General features: G+C 59.4%; 28 protein-coding genes and 3 pseudogenes. 20 read left to right on the top strand and 11 right to left on the bottom strand.

The genetic code is table 11. The features are described 5' to 3' along the window. Positions 1-994: 994 nt before the first annotated feature. Positions 995-1,228 carry a hypothetical protein gene (locus NKJ84_RS22820; RefSeq protein ID WP_352508341.1) on the bottom strand — a complete coding sequence of 78 codons (234 nt, stop codon included), beginning with the start codon at positions 1,226-1,228 and terminating at the stop codon, positions 995-997. Positions 1,229-1,400: 172 nt separating this feature from the next. On the opposite strand from NKJ84_RS22820, the gene NKJ84_RS22815 reads away from it, so the two are divergent. Beyond that, complete coding sequence (locus NKJ84_RS22815; protein WP_352508340.1) at positions 1,401-1,718, top strand: KTSC domain-containing protein; 318 nt, start codon at positions 1,401-1,403, stop codon at positions 1,716-1,718. Between the two features lie 315 nt (positions 1,719-2,033). Here the strand turns inward: NKJ84_RS22815 and NKJ84_RS22810 are convergent, their stop codons facing one another. Then, positions 2,034-2,222, bottom strand: coding sequence for a hypothetical protein (locus tag NKJ84_RS22810; protein ID WP_352508339.1), 189 nt, complete (start codon positions 2,220-2,222; stop codon positions 2,034-2,036). Further along, entirely contained in the window at positions 2,209-2,355 is a 147-nt protein-coding gene (locus NKJ84_RS22805) for a hypothetical protein (RefSeq protein WP_352508338.1), read from the bottom strand. The genes NKJ84_RS22810 and NKJ84_RS22805 overlap by 14 nt, the downstream gene beginning before the upstream one ends. 338 nt (positions 2,356-2,693) lie before the next feature. On the opposite strand from NKJ84_RS22805, the gene NKJ84_RS22800 reads away from it, so the two are divergent. Next, the gene (locus NKJ84_RS22800; protein ID WP_352508337.1) at positions 2,694-3,032 is read left to right on the top strand and encodes a hypothetical protein; all 339 of its coding nucleotides are present in this window, start codon (positions 2,694-2,696) and stop codon (positions 3,030-3,032) included. A gap of 296 nt (positions 3,033-3,328) precedes the next feature. Here NKJ84_RS22800 and NKJ84_RS22795 read toward each other — a convergent pair whose 3' ends face one another. Further along, a complete protein-coding gene (locus NKJ84_RS22795) occupies positions 3,329-3,700 on the bottom strand; it encodes a hypothetical protein (protein ID WP_352508346.1) in 372 nt (123 codons plus the stop codon). Here NKJ84_RS22795 and NKJ84_RS22790 point away from each other — a divergent pair. The 3 genes and pseudogenes from NKJ84_RS22790 to NKJ84_RS22780 all read left to right on the top strand — a co-directional run bounded on the left by NKJ84_RS22790 (position 3,633) and on the right by NKJ84_RS22780 (position 5,205). Then, positions 3,633-3,860: a helix-turn-helix domain-containing protein gene (locus NKJ84_RS22790; RefSeq protein ID WP_352508336.1), complete on the top strand. Its 228-nt coding sequence runs from the start codon at positions 3,633-3,635 to the stop codon at positions 3,858-3,860. The two genes, NKJ84_RS22795 and NKJ84_RS22790, sit on opposite strands and share 68 nt — an antisense overlap. A gap of 241 nt (positions 3,861-4,101) precedes the next feature. Then, positions 4,102-4,257, top strand: a pseudogene (locus NKJ84_RS22785) (diguanylate cyclase); the annotation flags it as partial. A 663-nt stretch (positions 4,258-4,920) separates the two neighbouring features. After that, on the top strand, positions 4,921-5,205 hold the full coding sequence (locus NKJ84_RS22780; RefSeq protein WP_023680323.1) for a DUF982 domain-containing protein: 285 nt from the start codon (positions 4,921-4,923) through the stop codon (positions 5,203-5,205). A gap of 324 nt (positions 5,206-5,529) precedes the next feature. On the opposite strand, the gene NKJ84_RS22775 is transcribed toward NKJ84_RS22780, so the two are convergent. After that, a complete protein-coding gene (locus NKJ84_RS22775; RefSeq protein ID WP_352508345.1) occupies positions 5,530-6,087 on the bottom strand; it encodes a 5'-3' exonuclease in 558 nt (185 codons plus the stop codon). Between the two features lie 153 nt (positions 6,088-6,240). On the opposite strand from NKJ84_RS22775, the gene NKJ84_RS22770 reads away from it, so the two are divergent. From NKJ84_RS22770 to NKJ84_RS22760, 3 genes and pseudogenes are all read left to right on the top strand, one after another. Continuing rightward, positions 6,241-6,489 carry a cyclophilin-like fold protein gene (locus tag NKJ84_RS22770; protein ID WP_352508335.1) on the top strand — a complete coding sequence of 83 codons (249 nt, stop codon included), beginning with the start codon at positions 6,241-6,243 and terminating at the stop codon, positions 6,487-6,489. A gap of 150 nt (positions 6,490-6,639) precedes the next feature. Then, a pseudogene (locus tag NKJ84_RS22765) lies at positions 6,640-6,853 on the top strand (alcohol dehydrogenase catalytic domain-containing protein); the annotation flags it as partial. A 446-nt stretch (positions 6,854-7,299) separates the two neighbouring features. Next, a complete protein-coding gene (locus NKJ84_RS22760; protein WP_352508334.1) occupies positions 7,300-7,557 on the top strand; it encodes a hypothetical protein in 258 nt (85 codons plus the stop codon). Between the two features lie 340 nt (positions 7,558-7,897). On the opposite strand, the gene NKJ84_RS22755 is transcribed toward NKJ84_RS22760, so the two are convergent. Next, positions 7,898-8,755 (bottom strand): alpha/beta fold hydrolase, encoded by an 858-nt coding sequence (locus tag NKJ84_RS22755; RefSeq protein ID WP_352508333.1) that lies wholly within the window; start codon positions 8,753-8,755, stop codon positions 7,898-7,900. Positions 8,756-8,859: 104 nt separating this feature from the next. Between NKJ84_RS22755 and NKJ84_RS22750 the strand changes: the two genes are divergently transcribed. The 6 genes and pseudogenes from NKJ84_RS22750 (at position 8,860) to NKJ84_RS22720 (ending at position 13,303) form a co-directional block, all read left to right on the top strand. Then, positions 8,860-10,047: a YihY/virulence factor BrkB family protein gene (locus NKJ84_RS22750; RefSeq protein WP_352508332.1), complete on the top strand. Its 1,188-nt coding sequence runs from the start codon at positions 8,860-8,862 to the stop codon at positions 10,045-10,047. Between the two features lie 62 nt (positions 10,048-10,109). Then, positions 10,110-10,678, top strand: a pseudogene (locus tag NKJ84_RS33295) (transposase); the annotation flags it as partial. Between the two features lie 229 nt (positions 10,679-10,907). Beyond that, entirely contained in the window at positions 10,908-11,255 is a 348-nt protein-coding gene (locus NKJ84_RS22735) for a hypothetical protein (RefSeq protein WP_352508329.1), read from the top strand. Positions 11,256-11,259: 4 nt separating this feature from the next. Beyond that, a complete protein-coding gene (locus tag NKJ84_RS22730; protein WP_352508328.1) occupies positions 11,260-11,655 on the top strand; it encodes a phage holin family protein in 396 nt (131 codons plus the stop codon). Next, on the top strand, positions 11,652-12,536 hold the full coding sequence (locus tag NKJ84_RS22725; protein WP_352508327.1) for a hypothetical protein: 885 nt from the start codon (positions 11,652-11,654) through the stop codon (positions 12,534-12,536). The genes NKJ84_RS22730 and NKJ84_RS22725 overlap by 4 nt, the downstream gene beginning before the upstream one ends. Beyond that, positions 12,533-13,303: a hypothetical protein gene (locus NKJ84_RS22720; protein ID WP_352508326.1), complete on the top strand. Its 771-nt coding sequence runs from the start codon at positions 12,533-12,535 to the stop codon at positions 13,301-13,303. The genes NKJ84_RS22725 and NKJ84_RS22720 overlap by 4 nt, the downstream gene beginning before the upstream one ends. Before the next feature lie 699 nt (positions 13,304-14,002). On the opposite strand, the gene NKJ84_RS22715 is transcribed toward NKJ84_RS22720, so the two are convergent. Next, complete coding sequence (locus NKJ84_RS22715) at positions 14,003-14,512, bottom strand: ferritin-like domain-containing protein (RefSeq protein ID WP_352508344.1); 510 nt, start codon at positions 14,510-14,512, stop codon at positions 14,003-14,005. A gap of 644 nt (positions 14,513-15,156) precedes the next feature. Here NKJ84_RS22715 and NKJ84_RS22710 point away from each other — a divergent pair. Then, positions 15,157-15,510 (top strand): hypothetical protein, encoded by a 354-nt coding sequence (locus NKJ84_RS22710; protein ID WP_352508325.1) that lies wholly within the window; start codon positions 15,157-15,159, stop codon positions 15,508-15,510. A gap of 69 nt (positions 15,511-15,579) precedes the next feature. Here NKJ84_RS22710 and NKJ84_RS22705 read toward each other — a convergent pair whose 3' ends face one another. Then, complete coding sequence (locus NKJ84_RS22705) at positions 15,580-15,714, bottom strand: hypothetical protein (RefSeq protein WP_352508324.1); 135 nt, start codon at positions 15,712-15,714, stop codon at positions 15,580-15,582. Between the two features lie 784 nt (positions 15,715-16,498). Between NKJ84_RS22705 and NKJ84_RS22700 the strand changes: the two genes are divergently transcribed. The 4 genes from NKJ84_RS22700 to NKJ84_RS22685 all read left to right on the top strand — a co-directional run bounded on the left by NKJ84_RS22700 (position 16,499) and on the right by NKJ84_RS22685 (position 20,627). Then, positions 16,499-16,882, top strand: coding sequence for a hypothetical protein (locus NKJ84_RS22700; RefSeq protein ID WP_156937370.1), 384 nt, complete (start codon positions 16,499-16,501; stop codon positions 16,880-16,882). Between the two features lie 391 nt (positions 16,883-17,273). After that, positions 17,274-17,639: a hypothetical protein gene (locus NKJ84_RS22695; RefSeq protein ID WP_352508323.1), complete on the top strand. Its 366-nt coding sequence runs from the start codon at positions 17,274-17,276 to the stop codon at positions 17,637-17,639. A gap of 1,090 nt (positions 17,640-18,729) precedes the next feature. Then, complete coding sequence (locus NKJ84_RS22690; protein WP_023677856.1) at positions 18,730-19,254, top strand: YciE/YciF ferroxidase family protein; 525 nt, start codon at positions 18,730-18,732, stop codon at positions 19,252-19,254. A gap of 206 nt (positions 19,255-19,460) precedes the next feature. Then, positions 19,461-20,627 (top strand): glycoside hydrolase family 1 protein, encoded by a 1,167-nt coding sequence (locus tag NKJ84_RS22685; protein WP_352508322.1) that lies wholly within the window; start codon positions 19,461-19,463, stop codon positions 20,625-20,627. Positions 20,628-20,761: 134 nt separating this feature from the next. On the opposite strand, the gene glf is transcribed toward NKJ84_RS22685, so the two are convergent. Further along, positions 20,762-21,904 (bottom strand): UDP-galactopyranose mutase, encoded by a 1,143-nt coding sequence (glf, locus tag NKJ84_RS22680; RefSeq protein ID WP_352508343.1) that lies wholly within the window; start codon positions 21,902-21,904, stop codon positions 20,762-20,764. A 2-nt stretch (positions 21,905-21,906) separates the two neighbouring features. Continuing rightward, a complete protein-coding gene (locus tag NKJ84_RS22675; protein ID WP_352467856.1) occupies positions 21,907-23,079 on the bottom strand; it encodes a glycosyltransferase family protein in 1,173 nt (390 codons plus the stop codon). A 399-nt stretch (positions 23,080-23,478) separates the two neighbouring features. Here NKJ84_RS22675 and NKJ84_RS22670 point away from each other — a divergent pair, with 399 nt between their 5' ends. Continuing rightward, positions 23,479-24,402 carry a glycoside hydrolase family protein gene (locus tag NKJ84_RS22670; protein WP_352508321.1) on the top strand — a complete coding sequence of 308 codons (924 nt, stop codon included), beginning with the start codon at positions 23,479-23,481 and terminating at the stop codon, positions 24,400-24,402. A gap of 233 nt (positions 24,403-24,635) precedes the next feature. Here NKJ84_RS22670 and NKJ84_RS22665 read toward each other — a convergent pair whose 3' ends face one another. Continuing rightward, positions 24,636-25,556, bottom strand: coding sequence for an ArsR/SmtB family transcription factor (locus NKJ84_RS22665; RefSeq protein WP_352467858.1), 921 nt, complete (start codon positions 25,554-25,556; stop codon positions 24,636-24,638). Positions 25,557-25,692 lie beyond the last annotated feature (136 nt).

Raw genomic sequence — 25,692 nt, 5'->3', positions numbered from 1 at the left:
AATGCTCTTCCCATCGTCCACCTCCATCGAGGTGGATGTTGAATCAGCACAAAACGCAGCCGTCACATCACAATCGATTCATCGATCACAGGACGTGCTCTAGGTGCGATGACAAGGTTGATAGGCATTATTCAGCTGCGAACAGCGAAAATCCGCCGCAGCAACCGATCGGCGGTGCCAGGTACGCGGTTAGGTCGCAGAAGATGTTGGGGCTTCAGGCGCGGGCACATTGAAGATGTGCTGACAGACAAACCTTGGGAGCCGACGCGTTTGTGCGAGTAGCGAGCTGAAGGGCTCGGCGAGAAATCGTCGTTCTCAATCGGGCGACGGGGGATACATCGGCGAAGACGGCATAAGGGAGGATGCGCCAGACCGAGCCGACGGAATGGTCGTAGCCAAGGCCTTGGAGCGCATAGCGCCTGGCCGGGAGGCCGCCGCCAGTCAGACTTACGCAGCGCGTCGTTGAGCGAGGTGGAGACCCGAACGGGCTCGACGAGGGTCCACGGCGGTCACAATGTTGTGGTGGTGATCGCAGTAGACGCGATCCGGCGAAGTTGGCCCAGCACAAAAACGATAACCACCGGGTACTGACGGGTCTTCGCTCACCGGGAAGCGGCATTGATAGAGGCCTAGCTGAATGAGGGGGACATCTCTCGAAGTAAGTCTGATATTTTCAGGCATGATGGTTTCCTAGTTCGTAGCAATTGCCGGGTGACGGCCGCAGTGCGACCCGTCAGGGGCGAGCTTCTCTCGTTTGGGAGGCTATGGATCACCATATGGTGTTGGCAGCACCGTCAATGAAGCCCGACGCCCTGCTTCTGAAGCCAATAGTTTGCGACTTAAGGCCACACCCGCAAACGCATTAGCAATCTACCATCTTGTCCCCGAGGCACTCGCCCGCCGCGGTTTGCCGGCGGCGGGGTGGCACTGGCTTGTGGGGCCCTAGGCCCACTCGCGGCGCTCGCACTGGATCTCGGTGCGGGTTTCCCTTGTCTCATCGCCCTGTCAGCGCCTTGCAAATGAGCGAAACCAAGCTGTCGCGCGCTCGCTCGTGGAGTGCGCCTTTCGGCCGCCATGCAAGGAAATCATCAACGCTCATCCAATCAGCCGGGTTTGTGTCGGCGTCTGGCTGGCTGAATTCCACATACAGATGCAGTTCGTCCGGCACGAAGACGACCCTCCACAATCCTTCGATGTCATTGGCAAGGTTGTAGGCGAGGACGGTCATGGCGGGGCACTCCTTTCGCCGTGGAGCGTGCCTATCTCACGGGAAAATTCCATCGCCAGAAGTTGGTATTGACGCTCCCGCTTTCTCACAAATCCAACGTCCGCATGATGCCGAAAGGTGCAGCTAGCTTTTTTGTATCCTGGTTGGAACACGGGACCGCCGCGCAAGTTCGGTGCACGCAGCCATTCCTCCCCTCCAGGTATTGCTGCAGATCGGTATCCCGATCGGCCCGCGCTCCCCGCAAGGCGCGGGCCCTGGGGCTGTGGTGCTCATGCCATCTACTTCGATCCGCAAGATGGAATATGATCGGGATAGAAGAACCCTCTCGGTGTGGTTCGTCGCCAGCCGTAAACGGTACGAGTTTGAGGGGGTACCGCCGGAAACCTTTGCCGCGTTCCGGGCCGCGTTCGCCAAGGGCCGCTATTTCAACGACCACATCCGCAACAATTTCCGCTACCGTCTGGTTGCGAGCGATAGCGACCCGGGATGACCTGACCTGCCGGCGGCTCAGTCGTCCTATCGCTCCAACCGGCGGTTGGTGGACGCGTTGCCGCTGTGGCGCTTAGGGTTGGTTACGGTCCGCGCTCACTTGGCAAGCCCACCCCCCGCATCCCCCCGCCTGGTGCAAAGCGTTTGATCGGTCCCGCCGTTCTGGCAGTGCGGCGGGACTTTTTTGCGGTCCAGGTGGAGCATCGGCGCGCGGGGAAGGCGCGGTGCACGCAGCACCCTTTTCTCATCCAACGTACGTCGGTGGCGCGCTGAAGGGTCTCAATGACGGTCTGCCGCCGGAGCTCAATTAGCTGGACTATTGCTCGACCGGAAGCGGCTGGTGCTGCGGCTCAGCGTGATGAAAGACCTGTCCAAGATCGCGCGCGTCGAACGTTTGGCCGCAGACCGGGCAGTAGACCAAGTGCTTCGACTCGTCCTCTACCGGCCCGTCATGCGGCCTGCCCTCATAGCCGGTCGCGATGTTGTCGGTTCTAATCCGGGGCATCGACAAGTGCCTTTCGTCGTTTTGGCGGCCGATATTTCTCTATTAGCCGGACCTTGTCACGGTCGACCGTGACCAGCGGCCCGAGGTCGATCGTCACGGTGTCCTCGTCGATGCGCGTGACCTCGCCTTTCACGTCGATTTGCTGGCCTCGGTTCACCTTGGTGTGGTCGATGATGGAATGTGGGAAGTCGTAACCTGGGATAGAGACGCTTACGCGGTCCTCTGTTATTGTTATCCGCCTTCGAACCCTGGCCGTAATCGCCACCTGGTCACCAATGCCTATTCCCCGAGCCATGCCATGGATTCTGGTGCGGGCAGTGTCCTCTTCAAGAGGCTTCTAATATACGCCCGCAATCGTAAGGCTGACCTACGACCAGAGTTACAAAAGTTGAACTTCATCGGGGAACACTCCTTCTGTCTGCCTGTTCAATTTGCCAGGCGCATCCCGCGCATTCAGACAGGAGAAAGATGATGAAACGCATCCTTTTGACTTCGGCCGTGCTGGCGGTGTCGGCCGGGCTTTCCTTTGCCCAGACGACTAGCGGAACTTCGAGCGGAACCTCGACCACGACAACCATGCCCAGTACGACGGATCAGGGCACCGGCACGACGAGCAGCGGCACCAACATGTCCGGCGATCAGGGCACCGACACGACGACCACCAGCGGCACCACAAATCCGAACTCGGCCAGAGACTGCGCGCCGGGCCAGCAGACTGGCAGCGCTCAGCAGGCGGCGCCTGGTCAGCAGGACACGACAGCCAATACCGCCGCGCCGGGCCAGGTGAAAAAGACCGACGAAGGTTGCTGATTGGCACATCGGCTCGGGTTGGAATCACCAGCGTGTGGCTGGCTGATCTCCCCCGACCACCGCCTGAACTCAACTCGGCTGGCGAGCAAGTTCCCGCCAGCTCAACGTTTTGATGCTGAAAATACTGGACCAGATCTATGCGTTCTCACCGTGGCGCCAGCGAAGCGACGACACCGGGGCGGGACAGGCGAGGCCGCTACAGCTCCAGGCTTGTCTTCCCGGTGCGCACGGCGTCGACGACTTCGCTCATCGAGTCGAGGACGAGCTGGCCGACGATCCCCATGCGGATCAGCAACTCAGGGTCGATCGAGGGACGGCCGATCGGGCAGGCCGCACCCTAATACCCAGGCGGAAAGGCCACGCCCACGCCTGGACACGGCCAGTGTATAGCGGCGGACTGCTTGCCAATGAGCTCTAGTGATGTCGAGCGCCCGCTGCGCCGATATGAGCGTGGAGGCCACGAACAGGCGTTTCAAAGGTCTGGCCTGATCGCGCCGGTTGATGATGCGGATAAAGGCCTGGTGGCCAGGCATCAGCGGCTCGGCCGCCGCCACGATCTCGGCCTGCCGCCACTTGTAGAAGGGCGCCAGATACTGGCGGATGGCCTTGAGCGTAGCGTCATGCTGGAGCGCCAACGGATCGGGATCGATGCCGCCAAAAGGCGACAAGACCAAGTACCCAGGACCGAAGCCAACAGCGATGGGGAAGCGCGACAAGATCGTGAAGTTGGATGCCGAGGGCATGACCAGAACAGCGATAGCCAAAGGAACTGGGGTCAGTGAGCGGAGCGTTTATCGGGAGCTTCAGGGGACCGGTGAGCGCCGATAGGTGACCACTAGGACTACGAGGCGAATTAGGCCCCACCAGACTATGAAACGCTCCTCTCCCAAGCTGACCCGCGCTCTTCCGTATCTTGACCCTCAGCTTCAGACGCCTGTCGAGGAAGTGTTCGACGCTGGCCATCACCCGTGCGCCCGCACGCTCGCTGCGAACATAGAGGGCAGTCGTCGGCGTAGCGAACGAAGCAGTGCTTGCGTCGCTCCAGTTCCTTGTCGAGTTCGTCCAGCATTCCGACTTTGAAACATGGCTGATTTCCACACAGTCGCGGCGGGGCAAGACCGGCTTTTAAGCGTTTGAGACGGATCTCATGGATGGTCGCTGGCTCTGGATGGCGGAAACGGATCAAAACGACGGCTGGATGCTCTGCATAGCCAACGAGATCACAATCTGCGGCTTCGGAAGCGAGGCTAGTCTCCATGACGTCAGGGGACGCCGCCGCTTCCGGTCTGCCAGCCTGACGCATGTGTCAACAGTTCCGAGCCGAAGCACTGCACCGCCCTCCCAGCCAAAGAAAGTTGGCTCGCCCGACTGGCAGAAGAAGGCCTCGATGCTTCGCGCCTTCGCGGGGCCGTCAGCCAGACCATCGCCGGTGGGCCGCCGAAGGAACGTGGCATCCTTGCCGCGCTGCGCCGATCCCGCTGCCGGAGCCGATCTCCAGGTCAAGATCTGATGCGACATCTGCTCGATACAAACCGCCTCGGAGCCCCTGCTCTAAAGGAGGGCCCAACGAAACGACCATAATCTTTTCATCTCCTCCCTCACAGCCGTCGAATTCGTCGCGGTGTGCTTGAGAAGCCGTCGGCAAGCGGCGTGACGAGCTCGAAAAATAGTTCGCGGCGTCGGACGGTGCACAGATGCTTTTTGCCGGCCGGGTCCTGTTGTACGACGAGAGGATGGTCCGGCTAGGCAAAGTGCCGGGCCCAAGGAGAGCCAGCTCAGCCTCAATCGCATCGGCCAGCGATTCTTTGAATTCGCGGTAGTCCACATTCATGCAACCACTGCCCTTGTCTTCGCGTTTAGCTGCGTTCAATCGTGGGGAGCGACAAGAATGCGGGCCTTCAGTCCAATTACAATCTGCCTCAATCGCAACCTGACGGTGGTCGCGTCCATAGCCGACGCAATGAAGGTGCTTCAGCAACCATGGCCTAGAATGGGAAAGCCGGGGCGGCTCAACGCGATCCGAATGGTCGAGGAGTCCCTCGCCGGGCATTGCAGCCAGCAAGCTGCGCTCGAGGCCTTCAAGGCGGCCGCGGCTGAACAGGGACTCCTTAGAACAAGAGGGACCACCGCAGGTCTGGGGAAAATTGCGCGGATGGTTGAAGATCTGATGTGAGGTCATGCCGGCCTCCCTAACACTGAAGAGCCGCCCCACTTGAAGCCCGAAATACTGCCTTCTCCCGCGGCAGCCGAAACGCCTCCCGTCGAAGTCAACGGGCTGGACCAAGCGTGTCAAAGACACGACTGGCGAAGAGATCGTGCCCAGCAGAGCGTGAGGGATCGCGATGCCAAGACCGATGCCGTCGAGCCGAGACACTCGCGGTCGAAGAGACCACGGAGAATCATCTGCTCATCAAGCCCAGTTCTCCGCGCAATCCTGATCGCGATTTTTGATAAGGTGCAGCCGCACTGTTTGGCCAGCGCAGAAATTCACCGTCGGTTAAGTGGGTCCTGGCTGTCCCGGACGCGGACAGCCGAGCGTCCGTGCGAAGCGTCGCGAGATTTTTGAACAAAAGCGCGAGCTCTCTACCTTACCGAGGGCTTCAGGCGGAAAGCGTTCAAGAGGGCCGTAGCGGCCAAGCAGCCGGGCAGCCGAGACCAGGCCGATGCCTTCGAGACCCGGATAGCCATCGGCGGCATCACCGACGAGCGCGAGGAAATCTGGAATGAGGGCCGGCTCAACTCCGAACTTCTCGCGTACACCCGCGCCATCGCGAATTTTCTGGGTCCTGCGGTCTACCTGGACCACGTGGTCACCGCGGACACACTGCGCGAGATCCTTGTCCGGCGTCCAGATGCACGCCTTCTGCACGCGCTCATCGGCAGCCGCGCTGTGCGCCGCGGAGGCCAGCGCGTCGTCGGCTTCGAGCTCCATCATCGGCCAGACCGCCACTCCCATCGCCGCCAAGGCTTCCTCGAGGGGGTGAAACTGCGCGAGCAACGCCGGCTCGATGCCATCCCCGGTCTTGTAGCCGGGCCAGAGCTGATTTCTAAAGATTCGACTACATGATCGGTAGCCACCCCAACGTGTGTGGCGCCATTCTCGATCATCTCCAGCACTGTGTTCAGCACGCCGACGACGGCGCCAAACGGCTTGTCATGGCCGTTGTTGAACCGGCGTTGGCCGTAGAAGTGGCGAAACAGTTCGTATGTGCCGTCCACTAAATGTACGATCATTGCAATCCTCGAGGAAAAGCATCCGGCCCGGTCTGCAAAGCTAGACGACAGTTGGCCTTCTCCAAACCTTCAAGTAGGTGCGCTCCGCGAAGAACGAGAAGATCAGCTACCTGCCGCGCAAGCTCAGCGAAGAGGGCAGCGGCCCGTTCGGGACCTCTGCTACTATGCACCTTGGGGCAAACTTGCGATCTTCTACGCCGGCTACCACTGGTCCAGGGATTGATTAGGCTCGGTCGCATCGACGGCGGCTTCGATCCTCTGCTGGTGGGAGGCGAATTCCGCTCCGCATCGAACTCCTCTCCTGATCCCATACTGACGACAGGACAACAACAATGCTTGGAAGCTTGGAACAGTTCTTTATGGTCCTGGCGACATCCGCTGCGATGAAGTCGCCGACCCGAAGGTTCTTCATCCGACTGACCCATCATCCAGCTCTCGGCGACCTGCATTTGCGGCTCGGACCTGTGGCCGTATAGGGGGATCCAGAATGTCGAAGCCCCATGCACATGGGTCAAGAATACTGCGGCATCGTCATGGAGGTCGGCAGCGAAATCAGGACGGTTCGTCCCGGCCAGTTCGCTGGCGGAGAGTTGGCTTTCGAGTTTGCTGAGGCCGAGTGAGACGGCGCAAGCCACCTTGATGTTCTGAGTTCGCTCTGCACTGGGGTCATACACCTTGATATGGTCTTATGTCCTAGGACAGAGGACACACCGCATGAATGGGATGAAAAGTCAGGATATCGTGATGCTTCTGAAGCTCGTGAGCTTGCAGGAGCAGGAGGGGCAAGTTGGCTCCGGGGAGCTTCATTGGAGCTTCTCGGGCGAGGCCCCGTACTCAGTTCGCGGCCTGGAATCGCTACCCGGGATCAGCAAAACGAGATCGACGCTTCGATCAAGCGAACCCTCTCGTCGGGACTCGCCATCAAAGATCGAGATACGGGCCGAGCCAATCCCCCTCGCCGCAATCTACACAATTTTCTCGTCCACGGACTGAAATTTGTGTTCCCCGCAAGGCGGGCGGCATCACGCGCGGCATGCCGACGGCCTTTGCCGCGCCAATGCTAAAAGGACTGCTGATGAGCGGCGGTGAGTACATCCACATCTGGCCGTTTGCGGAAGGCCGGGATATGGGCCAATCGATCGAGCCCTTGTTCAAGAGCGTGCCTGAAGCTGTTCCGAAAGATGAGCGGCTGGACGAATATCTTGCGCTTGTCGATGCGATCCGGCTCGGAAACCAGCGGGAGGTGGGCCTTGCCGGTGAGCGGCTTTCTGAAAGGCTTCTGAAGAAATGACTACCATCAGAGGCGAGCTGCTCCACATGCTACAGATAGTAGCCGAGGCGCTGGGAAGCGACTTTCGGGAGCGTCTGATATTTGTGGGCGGATGCACGACCGCTCTTTTCATTACCGACGAAGTCACGCTTGGGGATGTCAGGGCGACGGACGATGTCGATCTCATTGTCGATCTACTCCGCAAAGCGCGGTGTTGGTCGGAGATAATAGAACCTTATACCGCAATCCAACTTAGCTAGTTGTAATGTCCCCTCCTCTTTTGCCGCAGCCAGGAATGCCCTGCAGGCCTCCTCCGGCTCCATCTGACGCTGCCCCCAGTTTCTATCCATTTTTGAGTTCCTCAGCCCTCCAGGAACGCCAGAAGCGCCGCATTCACCGCGTTGCTCTCTTCGCGTTGAACCCAATGCGTCCCCTCCTCGAAAGTCTGCAGGCGGCCATCGTCGCAAAGGGCGAGACTGCGCTTGGCCAGCCCGGATTCCAGAGCCTGGTCCTGCATCCCCCACATAACAAGAGTGGGCGTCGTGATCCGCTCCTTCAGGCTCGGGCGAAAGCGCAAGGCGCGATACCAGTTGAGCATGCTGGTCAGCGCCCCCGGCCGCTCCCAAGCCTGCCGATATTCTGCAATCTCCTCTTCTTCGAAGGCGCCTTCCCGGCTGGATGTCCTGAGTGCTCGTGCGAGCAAGGCGGAGCGCCGCGCACCCAAAACGGCTTCGGGCAGCAATGGGATCTGGAAGAAAACCACGTAACTGCTCCGCAGAAACTGCGTCGGAGATCGCAGGGCATGGGTAAACACCACGTCGGGATGGGGCGCATTCAGGATGACGAGCTTGTCCAGGCGATGAGGCAACTTTGCCCCGGCGGCCCAAGCGACGATGCCGCCCCAGTCATGGCCGGCGAGGTGAAACCTTCCGATGCCGAGCGCGTCGGCCAAGGCGAAGACATCGCCGAGGAGCTTGGGGAGCGTGTACTCGCGGATGCCCCCTGGCTTGTCGCTGGTGTTGTAGCCCCTCTGGTCGGGAACGATGACCCGATATCCGGCGGAAGCGAGCGTACCGATCTGCCGTCTCCAGCCGATCCAGAAGTCCGGGAAGCCGTGCAGGAGCATGACCGGCTTACCCCCGGCAGGCCCGGCCTGAACGACATGAAACCGAATGCTTCCGGCGTTGACGAACTGATGTTCAGGCGCGAGCGAGATCATGGCTGGTAACGCGAGTGTCCTAAAACTGATCCAGCGCAATGAGGATTATCAGGCTGTCGTCCCGACAACATGCACGCTCAGCCGTCGCATCCCAGCAGATGGGCATGGGAGCCGAAGGTCCAAGTGGGGATGCCGCGAGTGTTTCTGCAGCCGGGGTGTTATTTGCAAGCGCAGGTCTGCACCTGCATCCTTTGGCGCTACTATACGTTTCCCTGCGACGAAGGTGCTCCGGACCGGCGGCCATGTCGAAGAAAACAACCGAGGACGCTTACGAAGGTAAAGTGCAACTTGAGCGGCCGCCCGACCCGGAGGGCCGGGGACGCAATGCCGAATGGCCGTCAGAGATTCCTGGCCGCGGCTGGAAGGACGTGCTGTGGCGGGTGTTCGCTGAGCTCACCGAGGACCGTGTTATGCTTATCGCGGCCGGGGCCGCATTCTATCTGCTTCTTGCCTTCTTTCCAGCGCTTGCCGCCTTCGTGTCCATCTACGGTCTCGTCGCCGATCCTCAGACCATCGCTGAGCACGTTGCGTTCCTTGGCGGCGTACTGCCCTCGGGAGGTCTGGATATTATCAGATCTCAGCTTGCGTCCTTAGCCGCTCAGAAGACTGGCGCGCTCAGCTTCGGCTTCATCTTCGGCCTTGCCGTCACACTGTGGAGCGCCAGTAACGGCATAAAGACGCTATTCGAAGCCATGAACATCGCCTACGAGGAGAGTGAAAAGCGCGGCTTCATCCACCTGAATCTCCTGGCCTTGGGCTTCACACTTGGCGCCATCCTCATTGGCATCGGCTTTATCGTCGCGGTGGGGATTGTGCCGGCCGTGCTTGCACTGCTGAACCTCGGCGGCTGGATCGAAGCCCTTGTGCGGATCCTTCGATGGCCGATGATGCTCATCATGGCTGGCGTTGGGACCACGCTGATTTACCGCTACGGGCCCAGCCGTGAAAGGGCAAAGTGGAAATGGGCGACATGGGGCGCCTTCCTCGCGGCTGTGGTCTGGATCGCAGTCTCGATAGGATTCTCCTACTATCTTGAAAACTTCGCCAACTACAACGCGACGTATGGAGCCCTTGGGGCAGTGATCGGCTTGATGATGTGGACTTGGATTTCTGTGATTATCCTGGTTGTAGGTGCGGAGCTGAATTCCGAGATGGAGCATCAGACAGCGATGGACACCACCACAGGTGCGCAGCAGCCGATGGGTTCGCGAGGTGCCACGGTCGCCGACACGCTGGGCGGATCGGCCGATGACGCCGACCAGCAGTCGCGTTTTGACGAGCGCAATGCGTAGCGCGCAGCTCACTTTGCATGCCATGGTCAAGCGGCTGTAACCACGCCGCGGAGCGTGGCCCAGAACGGCTCAAGCCGCGGGCCCGGCTTGCCGAGGTGACAGGCGATCTCACCATCCAGAAGCAACGCAAAAGCGCCGTCGCCGATGCCGAACCCCTCGCCAGCCTCGACGAGGTCGTTGTTCTGCTGAAGCGTCAGAGCCACCGACTTGAAGGCGAGATCGCCTCGCTACGCGACGACGACCCGCTGTGGGCCTGTCTCGATTAGATCTTCCGTCCGGTCAACGGTGTCGCCCGCGTACTCCTGATGGCCGAGTTGTCCGAGATTGGCACCCTTTCCAATAAAGCCATCGCCAAACTCGTAGGCTTGGCGCCGATCGCCAGTGACAGCGGGAGGCGCAGCGGTCGAAGACCGGTGCGCGGCGGCCGTGAAGGTCCGCGCAGCCTCTCCTCGTCGCGCTCACCGTCGCCAGATATGGTCCCCACCTCGGCGCCTTCCATCAGAGTTGAAGCAGGCAGGGAAGGGACAGATGGGTGATTCGCATTGCGCTCGCCCGCAAGCAACTCGTCATTCCCAATGCAAACGCACCCGATCCGCGCACCGAGTTCGAAAATGCAACTTGGACACCCTAGCCAGTCGCTCATTGGGAACCAACGGGCCTTACCTCCGTTTGCTCCTCGAATGGAGGAAACCATGAACAACCGGAATTCTGAACGGCGTCCCCCAACTGCGGTAAGGACTGGTGACGGTACCTCGGAAGACATAGGAGCAACCGTAAGGGGCGTCTTATCCAAAGCGTCGGACATAGCACAAGGGGCAGCGGGAACCGCCAAACGGGCGGCCGCTGGTGGCGCGTCCACCGTGACCAATCAGGTGAAGGAGATGTTGGACCGTCAGGTCGGCAGCGGCGCCGAGGTGATGGGCCAACTGGCGAGTTCGACCAAACGTGCGGCCGAGGACCTCGACACAAATGCACCGATCGTCGCTGGGGTCGTGCGCACCTTCGCCAATAGGCTTGATGGATACGCAGACGACCTGCGAGACAGATCCGTCGATCAACTGGTTCTTGCAGCGTCCGATTTGGCCAGGCGCAAGCCGGGTTTGGTGTTTGGGCTGGCCGCCGTAGCGGGTTTTTTGACATTCCGCACGCTGAAGAGCGCGCCTCCCGCTTCAGAATCCATCAAGGAAAGGCGGCCGGGAGCGAACTGATCTGATGGCACAGGAACAACTGAAGAATTCGCCTCTCCCTCAAGCACTGTCGGCAGTGTTGGCGGACGCCGCGGACCTCTTTCAAAAAGAGTTGCGCCTGGCGCATGCGGAGCTGTCCGCCAACGTCTCAACGAAGCTCCAAGCAGGTGTGTGGATGTCTGCTGCTGGCGCGCTGGGAGTGGTCGCCGCTCTGCTTCTAATGCAAGCCCTCGTACTTGGAATCTCGAGCTTAGGGATAGCCCTGCACTGGTCGTGTCTCATAGTCGCGACCGCAACGGCGGCTGCCGCTGTTTTCGCCTACTATAGGGGCCGCGCTGATGCGCAAAAAGAACTTCTGCCGACACACTCTATAAGCCAAATAAAGCAGGATATTGCGACAACCAAGGAGCAATTAACATGAGCCGCAATTCACAGGTCCAGGATTTTGGAACGAAAGAATGGCTTCTCAGCTCCGCTAGGAACAATCCCGAAGGCCTTCTGCTCGTCGCAGCAGGGTGCGCGCTGCTAATGCGCAGCCGCGGTTCAAGTGCCGGGCATCGCGAGCAATCCCGTGGAACCAACGGGCGCCAAAATGCTCCGCACGCACGCACCGCCAGCGGCGGGGCGTCAAAAGCGCAGGAACAGGCTAGCGAGACAGCTGAGGCCATGCGCGACAATTTAGCCGGCATTGGGGAGAAGGTGAGTGAAACCGCAAGTCACTACGCATCATCCGCCGCGTCATACGCAGAACAGGCCGGTCGCTCCGTATCCGAGAAGTCAGGGCGCGTGGTGCAGCAAGCCCAATCAACGTTGCAAGACACGATTGGCCGCATGGTGGAAGAACAGCCATTGGCTTTTGTTCTGGCCGGCTTCGCAGCCGGTGCCGCCATAGCTGCTGCTTTGCCGGCCAGCGATGTCGAGAGGCGCACGCTCGGCCCAGCAGGAGAGCGATTGACGGATGCTGCTGAAAAAGCTGGGGAACGCTTGAAGTCCTCGACATCAAAGGCGGGCGAACGGCTCAAAAGCGCCGCCGAGGAACATGGGCTGAATTCGGACGGCCTGAAGGAGGTCGCAAGGGACGTTGCGGGCGCCTTTGGAAGCGCCTTGTCAGAAGAGCAATCAAGTGAACCCGTGCAGCCGCCTTCGCCAAGCCCAAGTGGATCGAGCGGTTCATCCACTCCGGCCGCCAAGCTGCAACCGGGCAGCGCCACCCCTTCGGAAGGAATAACGGCCAAATCGCAGCGGTCGGGCAACGCTCGGTCGAGCAAACCTGCCCGCCCCGGTGGCAAGAGAGATTTATGATGGCCGATCCGCAACTTGAGCATCTTGAATACGAAGTTGAGGCTGCCCGGGCTAAGCTCGCCGAGGACTTGTCGACACTTCGGTCGCCAAACACGCTCTCCGAATTTACCGATGATTTGAAACACGAAGCGCTTGAGGCAAAGGATGCCCTGGTGGAGAAAGCAAGAGCCTCAATGCAATCGGTGGCGCAGGCGATTATTGACGATCTCAAGGCCAAGGCGGCTGCCAATCCGAGCGCTGCTTTGGCGATTGGGGCCGGTTTGGGGTGGCGTTTCCTCCGCCGTCCGCCGATCGCAACCGCACTTGTCGGAGCGGGATTGTTCAGCTTATTGCGGACCAATTCGGCCCGGCCACCCGGCGAGCAGCAGGTGGATCACCTATCGTACGCCAAGGAGCGCCTGAAGGAGCAATCTAGTGATTTGGCGGAAAGCGTCAGTGATTTCGCTCTTGAAACGGCTGGTAAAATAAAACGCCAAGCTGCCGAGTTGACCGGCGTGGCCAAGGAAACTGTAAAAGAGAAGACAGAACGTCTAGCTGCGGGTATCCGCCATAGCGGCGTTGGGCCGCACGAGGGCGAGACTGCCGCGAGAGCATCCGCACCCTTCGATGAAGCTTCGTTAGCTGTTCAAGACGCATCGGGCAATGAGCATACCGAGGACAAACTCCTTCTGGCGGCGGCAGGTTTGGCAGTCGCCGCGGCTGTCGGCTTTGCCTATCAACGACGTGTGAATGAGCAGATGGACACCGACCGAACTGGAAGAGCGTAGACAGAGGTCATTGCAGAGAAACAGTCGTCCTGAAGGCAAAGTATGATGCCGCGCTGACATTTATCGAGTCCCGACGAGTTCAGCCATCGGATTGCATATTCTGGAACCACGGACGGCGCGATGACGATGCGCACGGCGGAGAAGATCGGACACAGCGGTCAACCCCTTCGAGCATGATGATCGTCGGCCGGTCGGTCACGGCCTTCAGCGAAACCGCCAGCGACCGGCTGAAGCGGAATTCACCCCGAAAACCGTGCAAGTGCTGCCGACCCCATAACGTGAGCGCAACGGCGCGCTCTGTCCGCTGTCAGGACGAACTTTCTCCGATCCGGCTTGGCGCTGCCGGTGCCCGCGCACGCAACTGCTCAGTCATCTAGAGCGTTCTCGGGCATTCCGCTATCGCGACCTCGTTTGGAACGTTTTAACACGCCCACTCGAGCTTTATTTCGCCGAGCGCTGCGCTAGCCCTTCCGATCTGGCTATTGCCAATGCGTATTTGACCAGGCTTGCGCAGGCGAACGCTTCGACTCTCTAAGTGACGACGCCGCAATATTAGCATCGCTCGTCGTTGCAATTTCTCGAAATGCGCAGCTCGACGACCGCCTGCTAGGCGTGTTCGTTGCCCAGCGTTCACGAAGGGGGACGCGCTAGCGGACGAATCCCGATCACCCAGTTTACGGATACTACGTTCCTACCCGATCACCGCTTGGCGCTGTCGCTGTCCGCTTCGGCCCGCGCAAGGAACTGCTCGGTCGTGGAGGGAAGACGGGATTTCAGCCAATCCGCCATCGCGACTTCCTCTCGCAGATTCTCTTCGCAAGCCCGAAGTACCTCGCTTTCGCCGAGCGATCGAGCAGCGGCAATCAGGATCGTGTAGGAGGCGATTTCCATGTGCTCGAACGTGTAGCTCGCGAGCGATCCTTTCATCACCTCGTCTCCAGCGAAGACGCCGCTCAGCGATTGCGCCATCGCCGTCAGCTTACCGCCAGCATCCTTCATCGTGGATGAACCCTCGTCCATCTGATCGAGACAAGTCTTGAGCCGGGCAGCCTGTTGCTTGGTCTCGTCGAGGTGCTGTCGGATTCGGTCGCTCAGTTCGGGATAATTCTCGATACGACTCAACTGCCCGTTCAACATCGTTTCGGCCTGCTCTTCCATGGCATGGGCATCTCTAAGCCATTGGACAAACCATTCGCGGCTTTCTGACATCTCGAATCTCCTTTGCGATCTAAGGAAACTTTCAGAAGAGGACATTGTTCCGGAGTAGAGCCCGCCGAACGGGCCTTGACCGTCGCAGAGATCAGCGCCGTGGCGGGTCTCAATTCACCTCGCGAAAAATCCTGCAGCGATGCGTGGAAAAGGCGAAGATCGGGAAGATCGGCGCAAGGAAAACGGCCCGTGGACGCTCGCCGCTGCGCCGCTCCATCACAAAGTCCAACTGGCACTGGCCGCTTCCTGGCCATCCGACGCGGCGACATATTGAAGGTCCCGCATGGCATACTGCGACCGCTGCATGTCGTTCCTGGCAAGTAAGAACGGCAAGCAGATGAAGCTACCAGCGCTCGGCGAAGCTGAAGTGGATTCTCGACGAGGCGCTGATCGCGGCCGCTGGCGCTCCGCATTGAGCCTTGTGCCTCACCGCGCCACCGCAGTCACAAGGAACGCGACGGCCTCTCCGCTCGTTGATTGCTTTTCGACTCGAGCCGCCGTCATGAGGTTCTAATATACGCCGGCCATCCTAAGGCTGACCTACGACCAGAGTTACAAAAGTTGAACTTCATCGGGGAACACTCCTTCTGTCTGCCTGTTCAATTTGCCAGGCGCATCCCGCGCATTCAGACAGGAGAAAGAAGATGAAACGCATCCTTTTGGCTTCGGCCGTGCTGGCGGTGTCGGCCGGGCTTTCCTTTGCCCAGACGACCAGCGGAATTTCGAGCGGAACCTCGACGAGCGGAACCTCGACCACGACGACCATGCCCAGCACGACGGATCAGGGCACCGGCACGACGAGCAGCGGGACCAACATGTCCGGCGATCAAGGCACCGACACGACCACCACCAGCGGCACCACAAATCCGAACTCGGCCAGAGACTGCGCGCCCGGCCAGCAGACTGGCAGCGCTCAGCAGGCGGCGCCAGGTCAGCAGGACACGGCAGCCAACACCGCCGCGCCAGGCCAGGTCAAAAAGACCGACGAAGGTTGCTGATTGGCACATCGGCTCAGGTTGGAATCACCAGCGTGTGGCTGGCTGATCTCCCCCGACCACCGCCTGAACTCAACTCGGCTGGCGAGCAAGTTGCCGCCAGCCGAGCGTCAGTTGAGGAACCTTGTGCTTGCTTGTGCTTTCAGTGGGCAGGCCTGGCTTCTGTTTGCTTTCGGTCAGATACATATCCGCCTGCTCGCGCATCATGCCTGAAGGGAGCTGCGGTCGCGCTCAGAGGAGAGCCGCGCTGTATTGCCGATAGCGCTAGAGCGAAGAAGCCCTACGGCAACCGGCAGTTGGACTGACACCAAGTTGGCTCCGAGAGCGTTGGGAACAGCCTGGCACGGCACGTTGCTCAGTTTGGACCTTCGCAAAGGATGCATGGATGGCGAAAGACGTTTCTCGCGAGGAAGAGCAACGCGGCACCGGAAAGGTCCTCATCTGGGGCGCCGCGATCGCCCTTGTTCTCTTTGTTGCCCTGTTGGCCATATTCGTTCTGGGGTAGTCCTGACTGCTGCAGCAGGATCTAACTTGGGTGCACGACGTTCTGAGCCTAGAGAGCTGCAGAGCCTACTTGGATCTTGAGCACCGTGGGGTTGAATGCAAGTCCGTGTGGTGCAAGTGACTGCTAGGCTTTCACGGTTTTGGTGTCCTCTTCGGTTTAGATGCCGCGGGCCGACGTCACAGCAAGTGCGGCCTTCAGGCGCTGCTCCCGAAGCCGCGGTCTTTGCGTCTCGTGCCGCACGCTCAATGTCGGTCAATCCTCGTGCAGCATCCGAGGCGCGCTCGTCTCTGGCTTGTCTTTCTTTCTCGGTAGGCAAATTCCTACACTCCGATGTGCCAGCACAGTCGGCTGTCGCACCCAACCACGGTCGCCATATCGTATTCCAACAGAAAAAACCCGCCTCGACTGCCGCTGAGCGCGCGCATCCCCGCCTCTGGAACGCTTCAAATACTTTGCCGTTGTTAAAGGCACCTGCAGGAGCCAGGCATGAGAGTATTCCAACGAATTTTGCCGCTCGCCGTGTTCGCCTTACAGCTTTTTGCCGTGCAGTCATTTGCTCAGACCGAGCAGCAAGATCTGCCGGGGCAAGGCGCATCATCGACAACCGAAGATGCCCAGGATGTCGGCGTCGACGTTTCGCTTGGCAGGCACGAAGTGAAACAGCAGATCGCAAGGGAGCTTGGAATCTCCGAGGTGGAAGTGCCTCTGGCAGTTCATGTGCCTATCGAGCTCGCCAAGCGGGTCTGCGAGAAAGAGGTATTCGACGCACGCGCCAATGTGAACCGAAGCTGCACCGCGACGAAATACATCCCGGAAATTGCCGAAGCAGCACGAAATCGTCCGCAAACCTCTGCCGTTCCGGAGCAATAGGCGAAGACGAATACTATGGGATACAGAAGGGGTGCTTGGCTACTCTGGTCGATCGACAAAGCGCCCCCCGAAAGTGTGGAGCTTGCGCGTAAGTTTTCCGGCAGCGTCGATACCGCTTGGCTTCCCCAGAGGATGAATCAGTTTGGGGCCGTATGCTTCGACAAAAGGCGCACACCAGATTGCGAAGGCAACCTTCGACCAGTAGAGGCGGACACTGCTTGTTAGCAGCATCTTGATGATCGCCAGACTGACGAGCTTCTCTGGTCAGCCTAGTAGCTTTTGAGACTCCCCGCCCTTTTAGGTATACTTTCCCCTGACTGTCGACAATTGTTAGGGCGTCCTCAGCTGTGAGCGACCATCGCCCTTCCGCCCCGATCGGGAGACAGCGCAGATGGAAACCTCGTTCAAGAACGAACTGTTGCGGCGCCTGAGCGCACCGGATCTGACGTTGCTGCAGCCTCACCTCGAAGCCCGTCACTTGGGACTGAGGACGCACCTGGAGCAGACCTCGGTCCCGATTGACACCGTCGATTTCTTCGAGAGCGGTCTCGGGTTAATGGTGGCGAAGCTTCGGGCTGAGGTCGAGGCCGAGGTTGGCCTTATTGGCTTTGACGGTATGACCGGGGCAGCCCTGGTCATGGGTGAGGACCGGTCCCCACACGATTGCTTTGTTCAATTGAAGGCTGAAGCTATTGCTATAGACGCGCGTTGGCGGATCGTTCTTATGGGCAGCCCGAGGCGGAATACATCCTACTGATCGGGACGCCCCCGTTGCTCATGATGTCACCCGTGCTGCCCTCTCTCCCGTCGCTGACCACATTCGGGAGGTGGCGATTGGCACCTGTCAGGACGTTCTGGCAAGGGTTGTCCAACGGTATGAAACCGCAGTGTCGATCCAGGACAGGATCGTTGAACATTGCAAGGAGGTCGGATTAACACCGCAAGCAGATGAAGCTTTTTTGCAGGCCTTGTGGTTGTCGCTGGCGAAGGCCAGGACGGCCTTGGAGCGTGAGGTCCCCCCGGCACCGCTGCACCTGGCCGGCCGCTCTAGTCCTGGACAATTGCCGACCTCGTCGCTGGTCAGCATGCCAGAATGTCGATGGCGGAAGCCATGAGGACCCCGATTGAATGTTCTCATTCGTTTGTGATCGGGGGTGCAAGTCAATCCGGCTCCAGCGCATGTTGGCCTCAGGAACAAACCGCCGTCGCATCCGTTCAGCATCGCGAAGGACGACACGGCTGTCCACGGCCTTTCCGGTACTGCAAAGGAGACATGACATGCTCGGTCCGCAGAGGGGTTTTCGAAGACCATCTGAGGCTTCGCGCCGCTGGCGACATCGAGGAGGATCTTAGGTGCAACTATGCTGTGGACGTGGTCCTCTTGACCTCGAATTCGAATTTAGAGGCCATGATGCCGTCCGCCTGTCGTCCAAACGCCTGCGCGAGCAGCTGCCTCAAGGTGAGTTCAACTACATCGGAAAACAGGTCCGCGGCCCCTATACACTGCTGATCTGGTCGGCAACTTCGTCCAGGTTCGACGCCATTGGGGGCCCGAGAAGAGATCGGGAACCTTGATCAGGTGCGGGCAAAGGTCCGTTGCGAAAAATGCGGCCGCAAGGACTCGATGACAGCGGAAACCCTTCAGGCAGACGATCCTCATTCCGGAACTTCCGCAATGGAGCGCAGCCGAGATGCTCAAGCCGCTGCTGGCGCGGCGGACTGAAATCAGCGGTCAACCCGACCGTCGCTCGCTGTTGGCTGCCGGTGTGCCGTCGCCGAAGGAACAACAAGAGACTGGTCCAGTTAGAGCCATGCATGCGTCGATAGAAATGAAAGAGGAGATGACAATGGCGACGAAAAAAAGCTCTCAGGGCAGCTCCAAGGGCTTGGAAGACCTTTTCTATGATGGTCTGAAAGACATCTACTACGCCGAACGCAAGATTCTGACGGCGCTCCGGAAAATGGCAAAGGGCGCGGAGTCCGAAGAGTTGAAGGCGGCGTTCGAAAAACATCGTGACGAGACGGAAGGTCAGATCGAGCGTCTGCAGCAAGTTTTCGACGCCTTTGGCAAGAGAGCCCAAGGGAAAACGTGCCCGGCGATCGACGGCATCATCGAAGAAGGACAGGAGATTTTGGAGGAATTCGAGGAGGCTCCGGCATTGGACGCGGGTCTCGTGGCTGCAGCCCAGTCCGTCGAACATTATGAAATAGCGCGCTACGGGACTCTTGTCACATGGGCCGGGTTACTTGGCTTGAAAGACGCCGTCCCGCTACTCGAACAGACGCTCAAGGAAGAAAAAGCAACCGATGAGGCGCTCACCCGACTAGGCGAAACAGGCGTCAACGAACGGGCGATGCAACAGGCCGCATAACTTCGGATCGAATCGACGCGACCGCGGCCCCCGGCAGACGGGATTGGAGCTTGGTTGTATTCGCCAATCCAGGCACACGTGTACACCGCAGCCGCCGAGCCGTCGACGTGGTGGTGGCCGACCGGTTTCGACTAGGCCACCGGAACTGACAATGGGGGACTGCGAATGCGATTACTTGCCCACGCCTTGGGCGACAGGATGTTGGTATGAACGAGGATACCGCCCGTCGGCCCACGGCAGGCTCTTCCGGGTTCGACAGCTTTTTCATGGCTGGTTTCGAGTGTTCCTCCCACAGGCGCGCCGACGGGGCCCGTCTTGATCTGATCCGCGCGACCTCACATGACATCCATGCACATGCCGACTATCGCCGTTGTGCCGAGCTTGGGCTTCGCACGATCCGCGACGGCTTGCGCTGGCACCTGATTGAAACAGCGCCCGGAGTTTTCGACTGGTCGAGTTGGACGTCGGCGATCGAAGCAGCCCAGGCGGCCGGGGTGCAGATTATCTGGGATATCTTCCACTATGGCTCGCCAGACCATATCGACCAAGGTGGCCCGGGGTTTATCAAGGCCTACGTCCGTTTCGCCGCGGAAGCTGTTCGGGTTCATCGCTCCGTTACCGGGCTGGCTCCCCTGGTGTGCCCGATCAACGAGATTTCGTTTTTTGCATGGGCTGTGGAGGTCGGCTATTTCCCCCGCGTCGGGCCGAACAAGCGTGGATGGTTCAAACGACACCTTGTCAGGGCAGCGGTCGCCGGCGTGAGGGCCATGCGGGAGGCCGAACCCGGCTGCAGGTTCATCTGGGCCGAACCGCTGATCCATATTGCTCCTCGTGACCGTACTCACCCCGAGCGGCGGCGCGCCGAAAATGCTCGCCAGGGCCAATTCGAGGCGTATGACATGCTGATCGGGCGCGTGGAACCGGAGTTGGGCGGCAGCGAGGACGTTGTGGACGTCATCGGCCTCAACTTCTATCCGCACAACCAATGGTACTTGAATGGCCCAACGATACCGATGGGGCATCACGAATACCGTGCACTTTCGGAATTGCTGGTCGAGGTCGCCGAACGATACAAGAAGCCGATGTTCATCGCCGAGACCGGCGCCGAAGGTTCAGGCCGGCCAGCCTGGCTTCACTACGTTTGCGACGAAGTGCGCGATGCGACGAGCCTCGGTGCACCTGTTCAGGGTATATGCCTGTACCCGGTGACGGCCTACCCAGGTTGGGACAATTCGCGCCACGCCGAAGTCGGCTTGTTCTCCACCATTCATGCGGACGGCTCGCGCACTGTTCGCAAGCCACTTGCGGACGAGTTGGAGCGCCAGCGCCAATCGTTCTTGGCGTTTGAGGAACAACAAGCAAGCGCGCTATAGCCTCGCTGATACGAACAGTGCGCGCTTTTCAGCTGCATCAACAGCACAGCATATCTAGAGCTGTTCGCCGAGAAGCAACATCGTTGGTCTCTTTGGCCGTGGGTCGCCCGACGCCGGTCAGGCCGGCGCATCATTCACTCGGCCGCCTCGCGCTGCGTCGGCGTGACGAGCATCCCGTTTGCTGGCAGGCGTGTCTGAATGCGCCCGAACGTAGCCAATGCCTGGCCGACCACCTGATCCATATTGTAATAGCGATATGTTGCAAGACGTCCGACGAACCAGACCTCCGGGCACGCCGCGGCCAAAGCTTCGTATCGTTTGTACAAAGCCTCGTTTTCGGCCCGCGGCACCGGGTAATAAGGATCTCCGACGTCGGTGGGGTATTCGTAGGTGAGGCTGGTCTTCGGACTCTGCTGACCGGTCAGATGCTTGTACTCGGTGATCCGTGTGTATTTTTCCGTCTGCGGATAGTTGACGACGGCGACCGGTTGAAACTGCTCGCAATCAAGTGTCGTGTGCTCAAAGCGCAGCGAACGGTAGGGCAAGCGACCAAGCTTCCAGTCGAAATACTCGTCGATCGGACCGGTGTAGATCATCTGCTGGAAGGGGATCTTGTCGCGAATTTCGCGGTAGTCGGTCTGCAGCATGATCTTGATCTTGGGACTATCCAGCAGGCGCTGAAACATGCGCGTATACCCGCCTGCCGGCATGTTCTGGAAGCTGTCGCCAAAATACCGATCGTCGCGATCGGTCCGGGTCGGGACTCGCGCCGTCACTGACTTGCTCAACTGGGAAGGGTCGACACCCCACTGCTTCCTGGTGTAGCCGCGGAAGAATTTCTCGTAGAGCTCTCTGCCTACTGTGCTCACCACGACGTCCTCGGCGGTGCGGACTTCTTTGACCGTTTCGCGTCGGAAAGCGAAGAAGTCCTGCAGCTGCTCGGACGTCAATTCAAGGCCGTAGAGGCGGTTTATGGTGTCGAGATTAATCGGTATCGGCAGCAGCTTTCCATCGACAAGCGACAGCACGCGATGTTCGTAAGGCCGCCATTGCGTGAATTGCGACAGATAGTCGACGATCGATTGGGCGTTGGTGTGAAAGATGTGAGGCCCGTAACGGTGAATTAGTATTCCCGCCTCGTCGTAGCAGTCATAGGCATTGCCGCCGACGTGATTTCGTCGGTCTATGATCAGGACGCTTTCCTGCCGTTGCGATGCGATACGCTCGGCCAGCACACTGCCGGCGAAACCGGCCCCTACGATCAACCAGTCGAACACGCTCACGCCCTCCTCAGGAATGGGACGACGCTCTTCATCGCATGGGCGCGCTCGATGTGGGCAGCCATCGCGCTCCAGGTCTTCTCCCAGGACATGTCGGCGAGGTAGGCGTCGGCCTTCTTCACCAGGAAATCGCGGGGGTGGGCCAGGATCGAGCGAAGCTTGGCCTCGATGTCCTCCGCCTCGACAATCTCGACAAGGCCTTCGACGCCGTAGGTACGCACAACGTCGACGATCGCCGTGGACAACACCGGCAGTCCTGCCGCAAGAAACTCGGGAGTCTTGGTCGGGCTGATGTAGCGGGTCGCTTCGTTGAGCGCGAACGGCATCCAGCCGGCACTCCAATGCCTGAGATAGTTCGGCAGGTCTGCATAGGACTTGCCGCCCAGCCAATGCAGGTTGCCTGCCGTGGGAAGGCTCGCCCGATCGATCTTGACGACAGGGCCGAGCATGACAAAATGCACGTCTGGCATTGCCGCAGCCGCATGCGCGATAAGTTCAAGGTCGAGCCGTTCGTCGATGACCCCGAAGTACCCCACCCTCGGGTGAGGTATGTCGGCCTGATCGAATGGGTCTTCACCTGGCGCCCTAGCCTGATGGAAATGGGTAACGTCGATGCTGCTCGGGAAGGGAAAGATCGCCCGATGCAAGCTGCGCTTGGCCTCGTAGAGGCTCTGCCCGCCCGTGAAGACGACATCGGCACGTTGCAACAGCGCCTTTTCCAACTGCGTCAACTCTGCGGGAGCGTCTTTGAACGCGGAGAGTTCATCCATGCAGTCGTAGACGCAGACGTCACAGGCGAGATGATCGCTGAAGCGTAGCGCCATGGGCGTGTAATACCAGGTCGTCAATCGGTCATGCGGCGTGGAGGCGAGGATCTGATCGACGAACCTGCGCTGGATTGCGTCCGCCCTGGTCGCGGAAGTACCAACTGGGATCAGCGGGGTCACTATTCTGATCTTGGGGGTAATATTGTGCACCCGCATCGAAGGGTGGCGCCTCTCATCGAAGATCGGCTCTTCGAAGTAAATTAGCTGTTGCTGCTTTGACGCCAGGGTCAGAATGTGTTGTGGTCTCTGATATACGAAGTTCCATCGGAGGTGTGAAAAGCAAATTAAAATAGACGGTTGTACAGGGTTTTTTGGTGTTTTGGCCCGGCCCGCCGCCATTTCCATGTAGATTATCCTTCGATATAGTTACAAAATGCCTCGACTAACAAAAGTCAATCGAGGCAGCTTTGACATGAAGTTCGCAGCCTTCTATATAACTTCCATCCCGATAAGTTGTTCCATAGCTCCAAACTGTCTCGGGCGAGACCAGCCGTCCGCTCCACTTGCGACGGCTCGACAGAGAAGGGGCGAGCCGGCCGCCCCCATTCGATCCACATGATGAAGCCCCTCGCGTCAGGTCGGGCTCCCCAAATGTGGCCCTTTGCCACAGAGCGGTTCAAATCCTTCAATCGTTCAACAACCGTTCATCAGCGGAGCTATAAATACGCTTGGAATCGATTCATCTGAGTCGCGCCGGTGGTTCATTTGAATGGAGCCCGAGACGAATCGAGGGATGGCTGGCGAATGAAGATCGACTTTGAAACCAACGTCTTTCCATTGTTTCACCCGCAGGTTGTGGATGATCTGAAGGACCCTTGTCCGGTGTTCGATGGCACGCTCTGGCACGTCTTCGGCTCCAGCGGCACCGTCACAACCGAGAGCTGGAAAATCCTCCACGCCACAGCGCCGGATCTTTATGGACCCTGGACAGAGCACGAGGCGATCGTTTTGCCGGTAACCGGATCGGGCATTGCGGCGCCCGGCGTCATTCATGAGTGCGGCGTCTTCCACATGTTTATCCAGACCGAATTCATGAAGTCCGGCGGACGTTGCGAGCACGCGGTCTCCAATGACGGCTTTCATTGGGTGGTGCTCAATCCGGCGATATTGTCGCTGCCCGACACCGATGAGGACGGCATCTACGATCCCCACCCCGCAATCGTCGGAGGCAAGCGCTATATCGTCTATTCAGGCATGCCCAAATTCACCAGGGTGCCCCAGCCTGATGTCTATCTGGCGCGCAGCCAATCCGATTCCTGGTTCGGGCCATGGAAACGTCTCGGCAAGATACTCGATCATCTCGACGTGCCGCATCACAATGCGCGCGAACACCCGGATTACGAATGGGGGATCGAAGGCGCGCAGCTCGTCGAGCTGCCGGACGGTCGTGTGCTTCTTAACGCCACCTGCTTCCTCCCCGAAGGTCCGCGCGGCAGCCGGCAGCGCGTCTTCTTCGCCATCGCCAATGACGTCAAGGGTCCCTACGTTTCCGTTGGCCCCGTTCTCGACCCTGGTGAGCCCGGCGAGAATGGCCATTCGACCGTAATGATCGAAGGCCGGCAATTGACTTTGTTCTACCAGAGCAGGCGTGAGGCTACGAACCATCGCTGGCGGTTCGGGTTGGCTAAGTGTGACCTGGATCGGCATATACTTTCGAGAGTTGCCTAGATGGTAAGTTCCGGCATTTGCCGGAACGGAGGATAATCTGGCTGTTGGTTGGTGGGACGGATCCCTTTGTACTGGTGATTGAGGGTAGCAGGGGATTCGCAGCCAGTGGGCAAAGCTTGCGACGAGGGATCTATACACGTCAGGCAAGCCGGTCGCCTCATGGACGGCGGTGCCAGCTGCAAGCCTAGCCTAGCAATGAACTGTAACTGAGCGCAGCAACGCGGCCAGTCGATTCACGCGGTTTTGATCCTGAGCACAATGTCCTGATCGTAATTTCCAAAGCCCTTGCCGAAAATATTGATCCCGCCGGGGCGCTTGGCATCGTCCTTGACGCCGATACGGACGCGGATTGAATGATGGCTCTTCAGATCGAGTGCGGCGAGGCCGGTTTCGGAAATCCTGAGGCCGTCGACATAGGTGCCGTCATTGGCAATTCGCCAGTTCTTCAGCTTACCGTATTGCGAGCCCTTGAGCTTCCACCAGGAGGGCGTGAAGACGCCGCGCTTGTCGCCGAAATCCCCCGGCGACGTCCAGGTGCCGACATCGACGCCATTGATCGTCAGCGTGATGTCCGAGGGCCAATCGGCGCTGGTGCCCGGCACTTCCGAAGACAGTTCTATCGCAACTTCGAGTCCGGTGATCTCGGCATTGGCGAGCTTGGCATTGTTGGGGAACTGGTATTCGACAAAACCGCGCGTGAACCATAGCAGACCGGCTTTCATGCGGTCCGGATCGAGGAAAGTGTTCGGCACATCGAGCAGACCGATGATGCCGTCCGGCGAACAAAGGCCGCAGGGCGCGGTAACCTCGAAGCCGGTATAAAGCCCGATCGGCATCGACACTTCGATCGCGTCGTTCTTGACCGCACGATATTCGCTCTTGAACACGACGAGCACTTTTTCGGCGGTCGGATAGCAGATTTTCCGGTTGCCTTTCTTCGCTCTCTCGGTGCGGATCAGCCCCGCATCCTCCAGCACCTGGATGTTGGTCGAGACGGTCGACTGCGGAAGCGACAGCACGGCGGCGATTTCGTTGACATTCATCGGCCCCTTCTCATGCAGCAGTTTCAGCATCGAGATCCGCGCCGAGGAGGCAAGCCCCTTGAGCACGGCAATGCCTTCCTCAGGTTCGATCACCAGAAAATTGCGATTCATGAAATCGGCAGTCTATGCTCGTGACAGAGGTTATGGCTTCGCTCATTGCAACGGCGCTGACCGAAACGCCGAGCCGTTGATTTGGTTACATTAAGCCCTCGACCGTCAGTATGCATCGCAAGCCGTACCCGCAAGG

Source organism: Mesorhizobium sp. M0048 (assembly GCF_040323405.1).
Lineage (GTDB): Bacteria > Pseudomonadota > Alphaproteobacteria > Rhizobiales > Rhizobiaceae > Mesorhizobium.
Note: the sequence above shows the minus strand (reverse complement) of the source record. Positions and strands in the feature narration are given on the sequence as shown.

Bases quoted from the DNA above. Each gene is read 5' to 3' on its own strand.
- NKJ84_RS22790 (WP_352508336.1), top strand. From the start codon at position 3,633: ATGGCCTTGAGCGTAGCGTCATGCTGGAGCGCCAACGGATCGGGATCG.
- NKJ84_RS22820 (WP_352508341.1), bottom strand. From the start codon at position 1,228: ATGACCGTCCTCGCCTACAACCTTGCCAATGACATCGAAGGATTGTGG.
- NKJ84_RS22715 (WP_352508344.1), bottom strand. From the start codon at position 14,512: ATGTCAGAAAGCCGCGAATGGTTTGTCCAATGGCTTAGAGATGCCCAT.
- NKJ84_RS22700 (WP_156937370.1), top strand. From the start codon at position 16,499: ATGAGAGTATTCCAACGAATTTTGCCGCTCGCCGTGTTCGCCTTACAG.
- NKJ84_RS22810 (WP_352508339.1), bottom strand. From the start codon at position 2,222: ATGCCCCGGATTAGAACCGACAACATCGCGACCGGCTATGAGGGCAGG.
- NKJ84_RS22755 (WP_352508333.1), bottom strand. From the start codon at position 8,755: ATGATCTCGCTCGCGCCTGAACATCAGTTCGTCAACGCCGGAAGCATT.
- NKJ84_RS22720 (WP_352508326.1), top strand. From the start codon at position 12,533: ATGATGGCCGATCCGCAACTTGAGCATCTTGAATACGAAGTTGAGGCT.
- NKJ84_RS22730 (WP_352508328.1), top strand. From the start codon at position 11,260: ATGGCACAGGAACAACTGAAGAATTCGCCTCTCCCTCAAGCACTGTCG.
- NKJ84_RS22710 (WP_352508325.1), top strand. From the start codon at position 15,157: ATGAAACGCATCCTTTTGGCTTCGGCCGTGCTGGCGGTGTCGGCCGGG.
- NKJ84_RS22780 (WP_023680323.1), top strand. From the start codon at position 4,921: ATGCGGGCCTTCAGTCCAATTACAATCTGCCTCAATCGCAACCTGACG.
- NKJ84_RS22685 (WP_352508322.1), top strand. From the start codon at position 19,461: ATGAACGAGGATACCGCCCGTCGGCCCACGGCAGGCTCTTCCGGGTTC.
- NKJ84_RS22725 (WP_352508327.1), top strand. From the start codon at position 11,652: ATGAGCCGCAATTCACAGGTCCAGGATTTTGGAACGAAAGAATGGCTT.
- NKJ84_RS22800 (WP_352508337.1), top strand. From the start codon at position 2,694: ATGAAACGCATCCTTTTGACTTCGGCCGTGCTGGCGGTGTCGGCCGGG.
- NKJ84_RS22705 (WP_352508324.1), bottom strand. From the start codon at position 15,714: ATGATGCGCGAGCAGGCGGATATGTATCTGACCGAAAGCAAACAGAAG.
- NKJ84_RS22690 (WP_023677856.1), top strand. From the start codon at position 18,730: ATGGCGACGAAAAAAAGCTCTCAGGGCAGCTCCAAGGGCTTGGAAGAC.
- NKJ84_RS22695 (WP_352508323.1), top strand. From the start codon at position 17,274: ATGGAAACCTCGTTCAAGAACGAACTGTTGCGGCGCCTGAGCGCACCG.
- NKJ84_RS22675 (WP_352467856.1), bottom strand. From the start codon at position 23,079: ATGGAAATGGCGGCGGGCCGGGCCAAAACACCAAAAAACCCTGTACAA.
- NKJ84_RS22750 (WP_352508332.1), top strand. From the start codon at position 8,860: ATGGGAGCCGAAGGTCCAAGTGGGGATGCCGCGAGTGTTTCTGCAGCC.
- NKJ84_RS22665 (WP_352467858.1), bottom strand. From the start codon at position 25,556: ATGAATCGCAATTTTCTGGTGATCGAACCTGAGGAAGGCATTGCCGTG.
- NKJ84_RS22670 (WP_352508321.1), top strand. From the start codon at position 23,479: ATGAAGATCGACTTTGAAACCAACGTCTTTCCATTGTTTCACCCGCAG.
- NKJ84_RS22760 (WP_352508334.1), top strand. From the start codon at position 7,300: ATGCCGACGGCCTTTGCCGCGCCAATGCTAAAAGGACTGCTGATGAGC.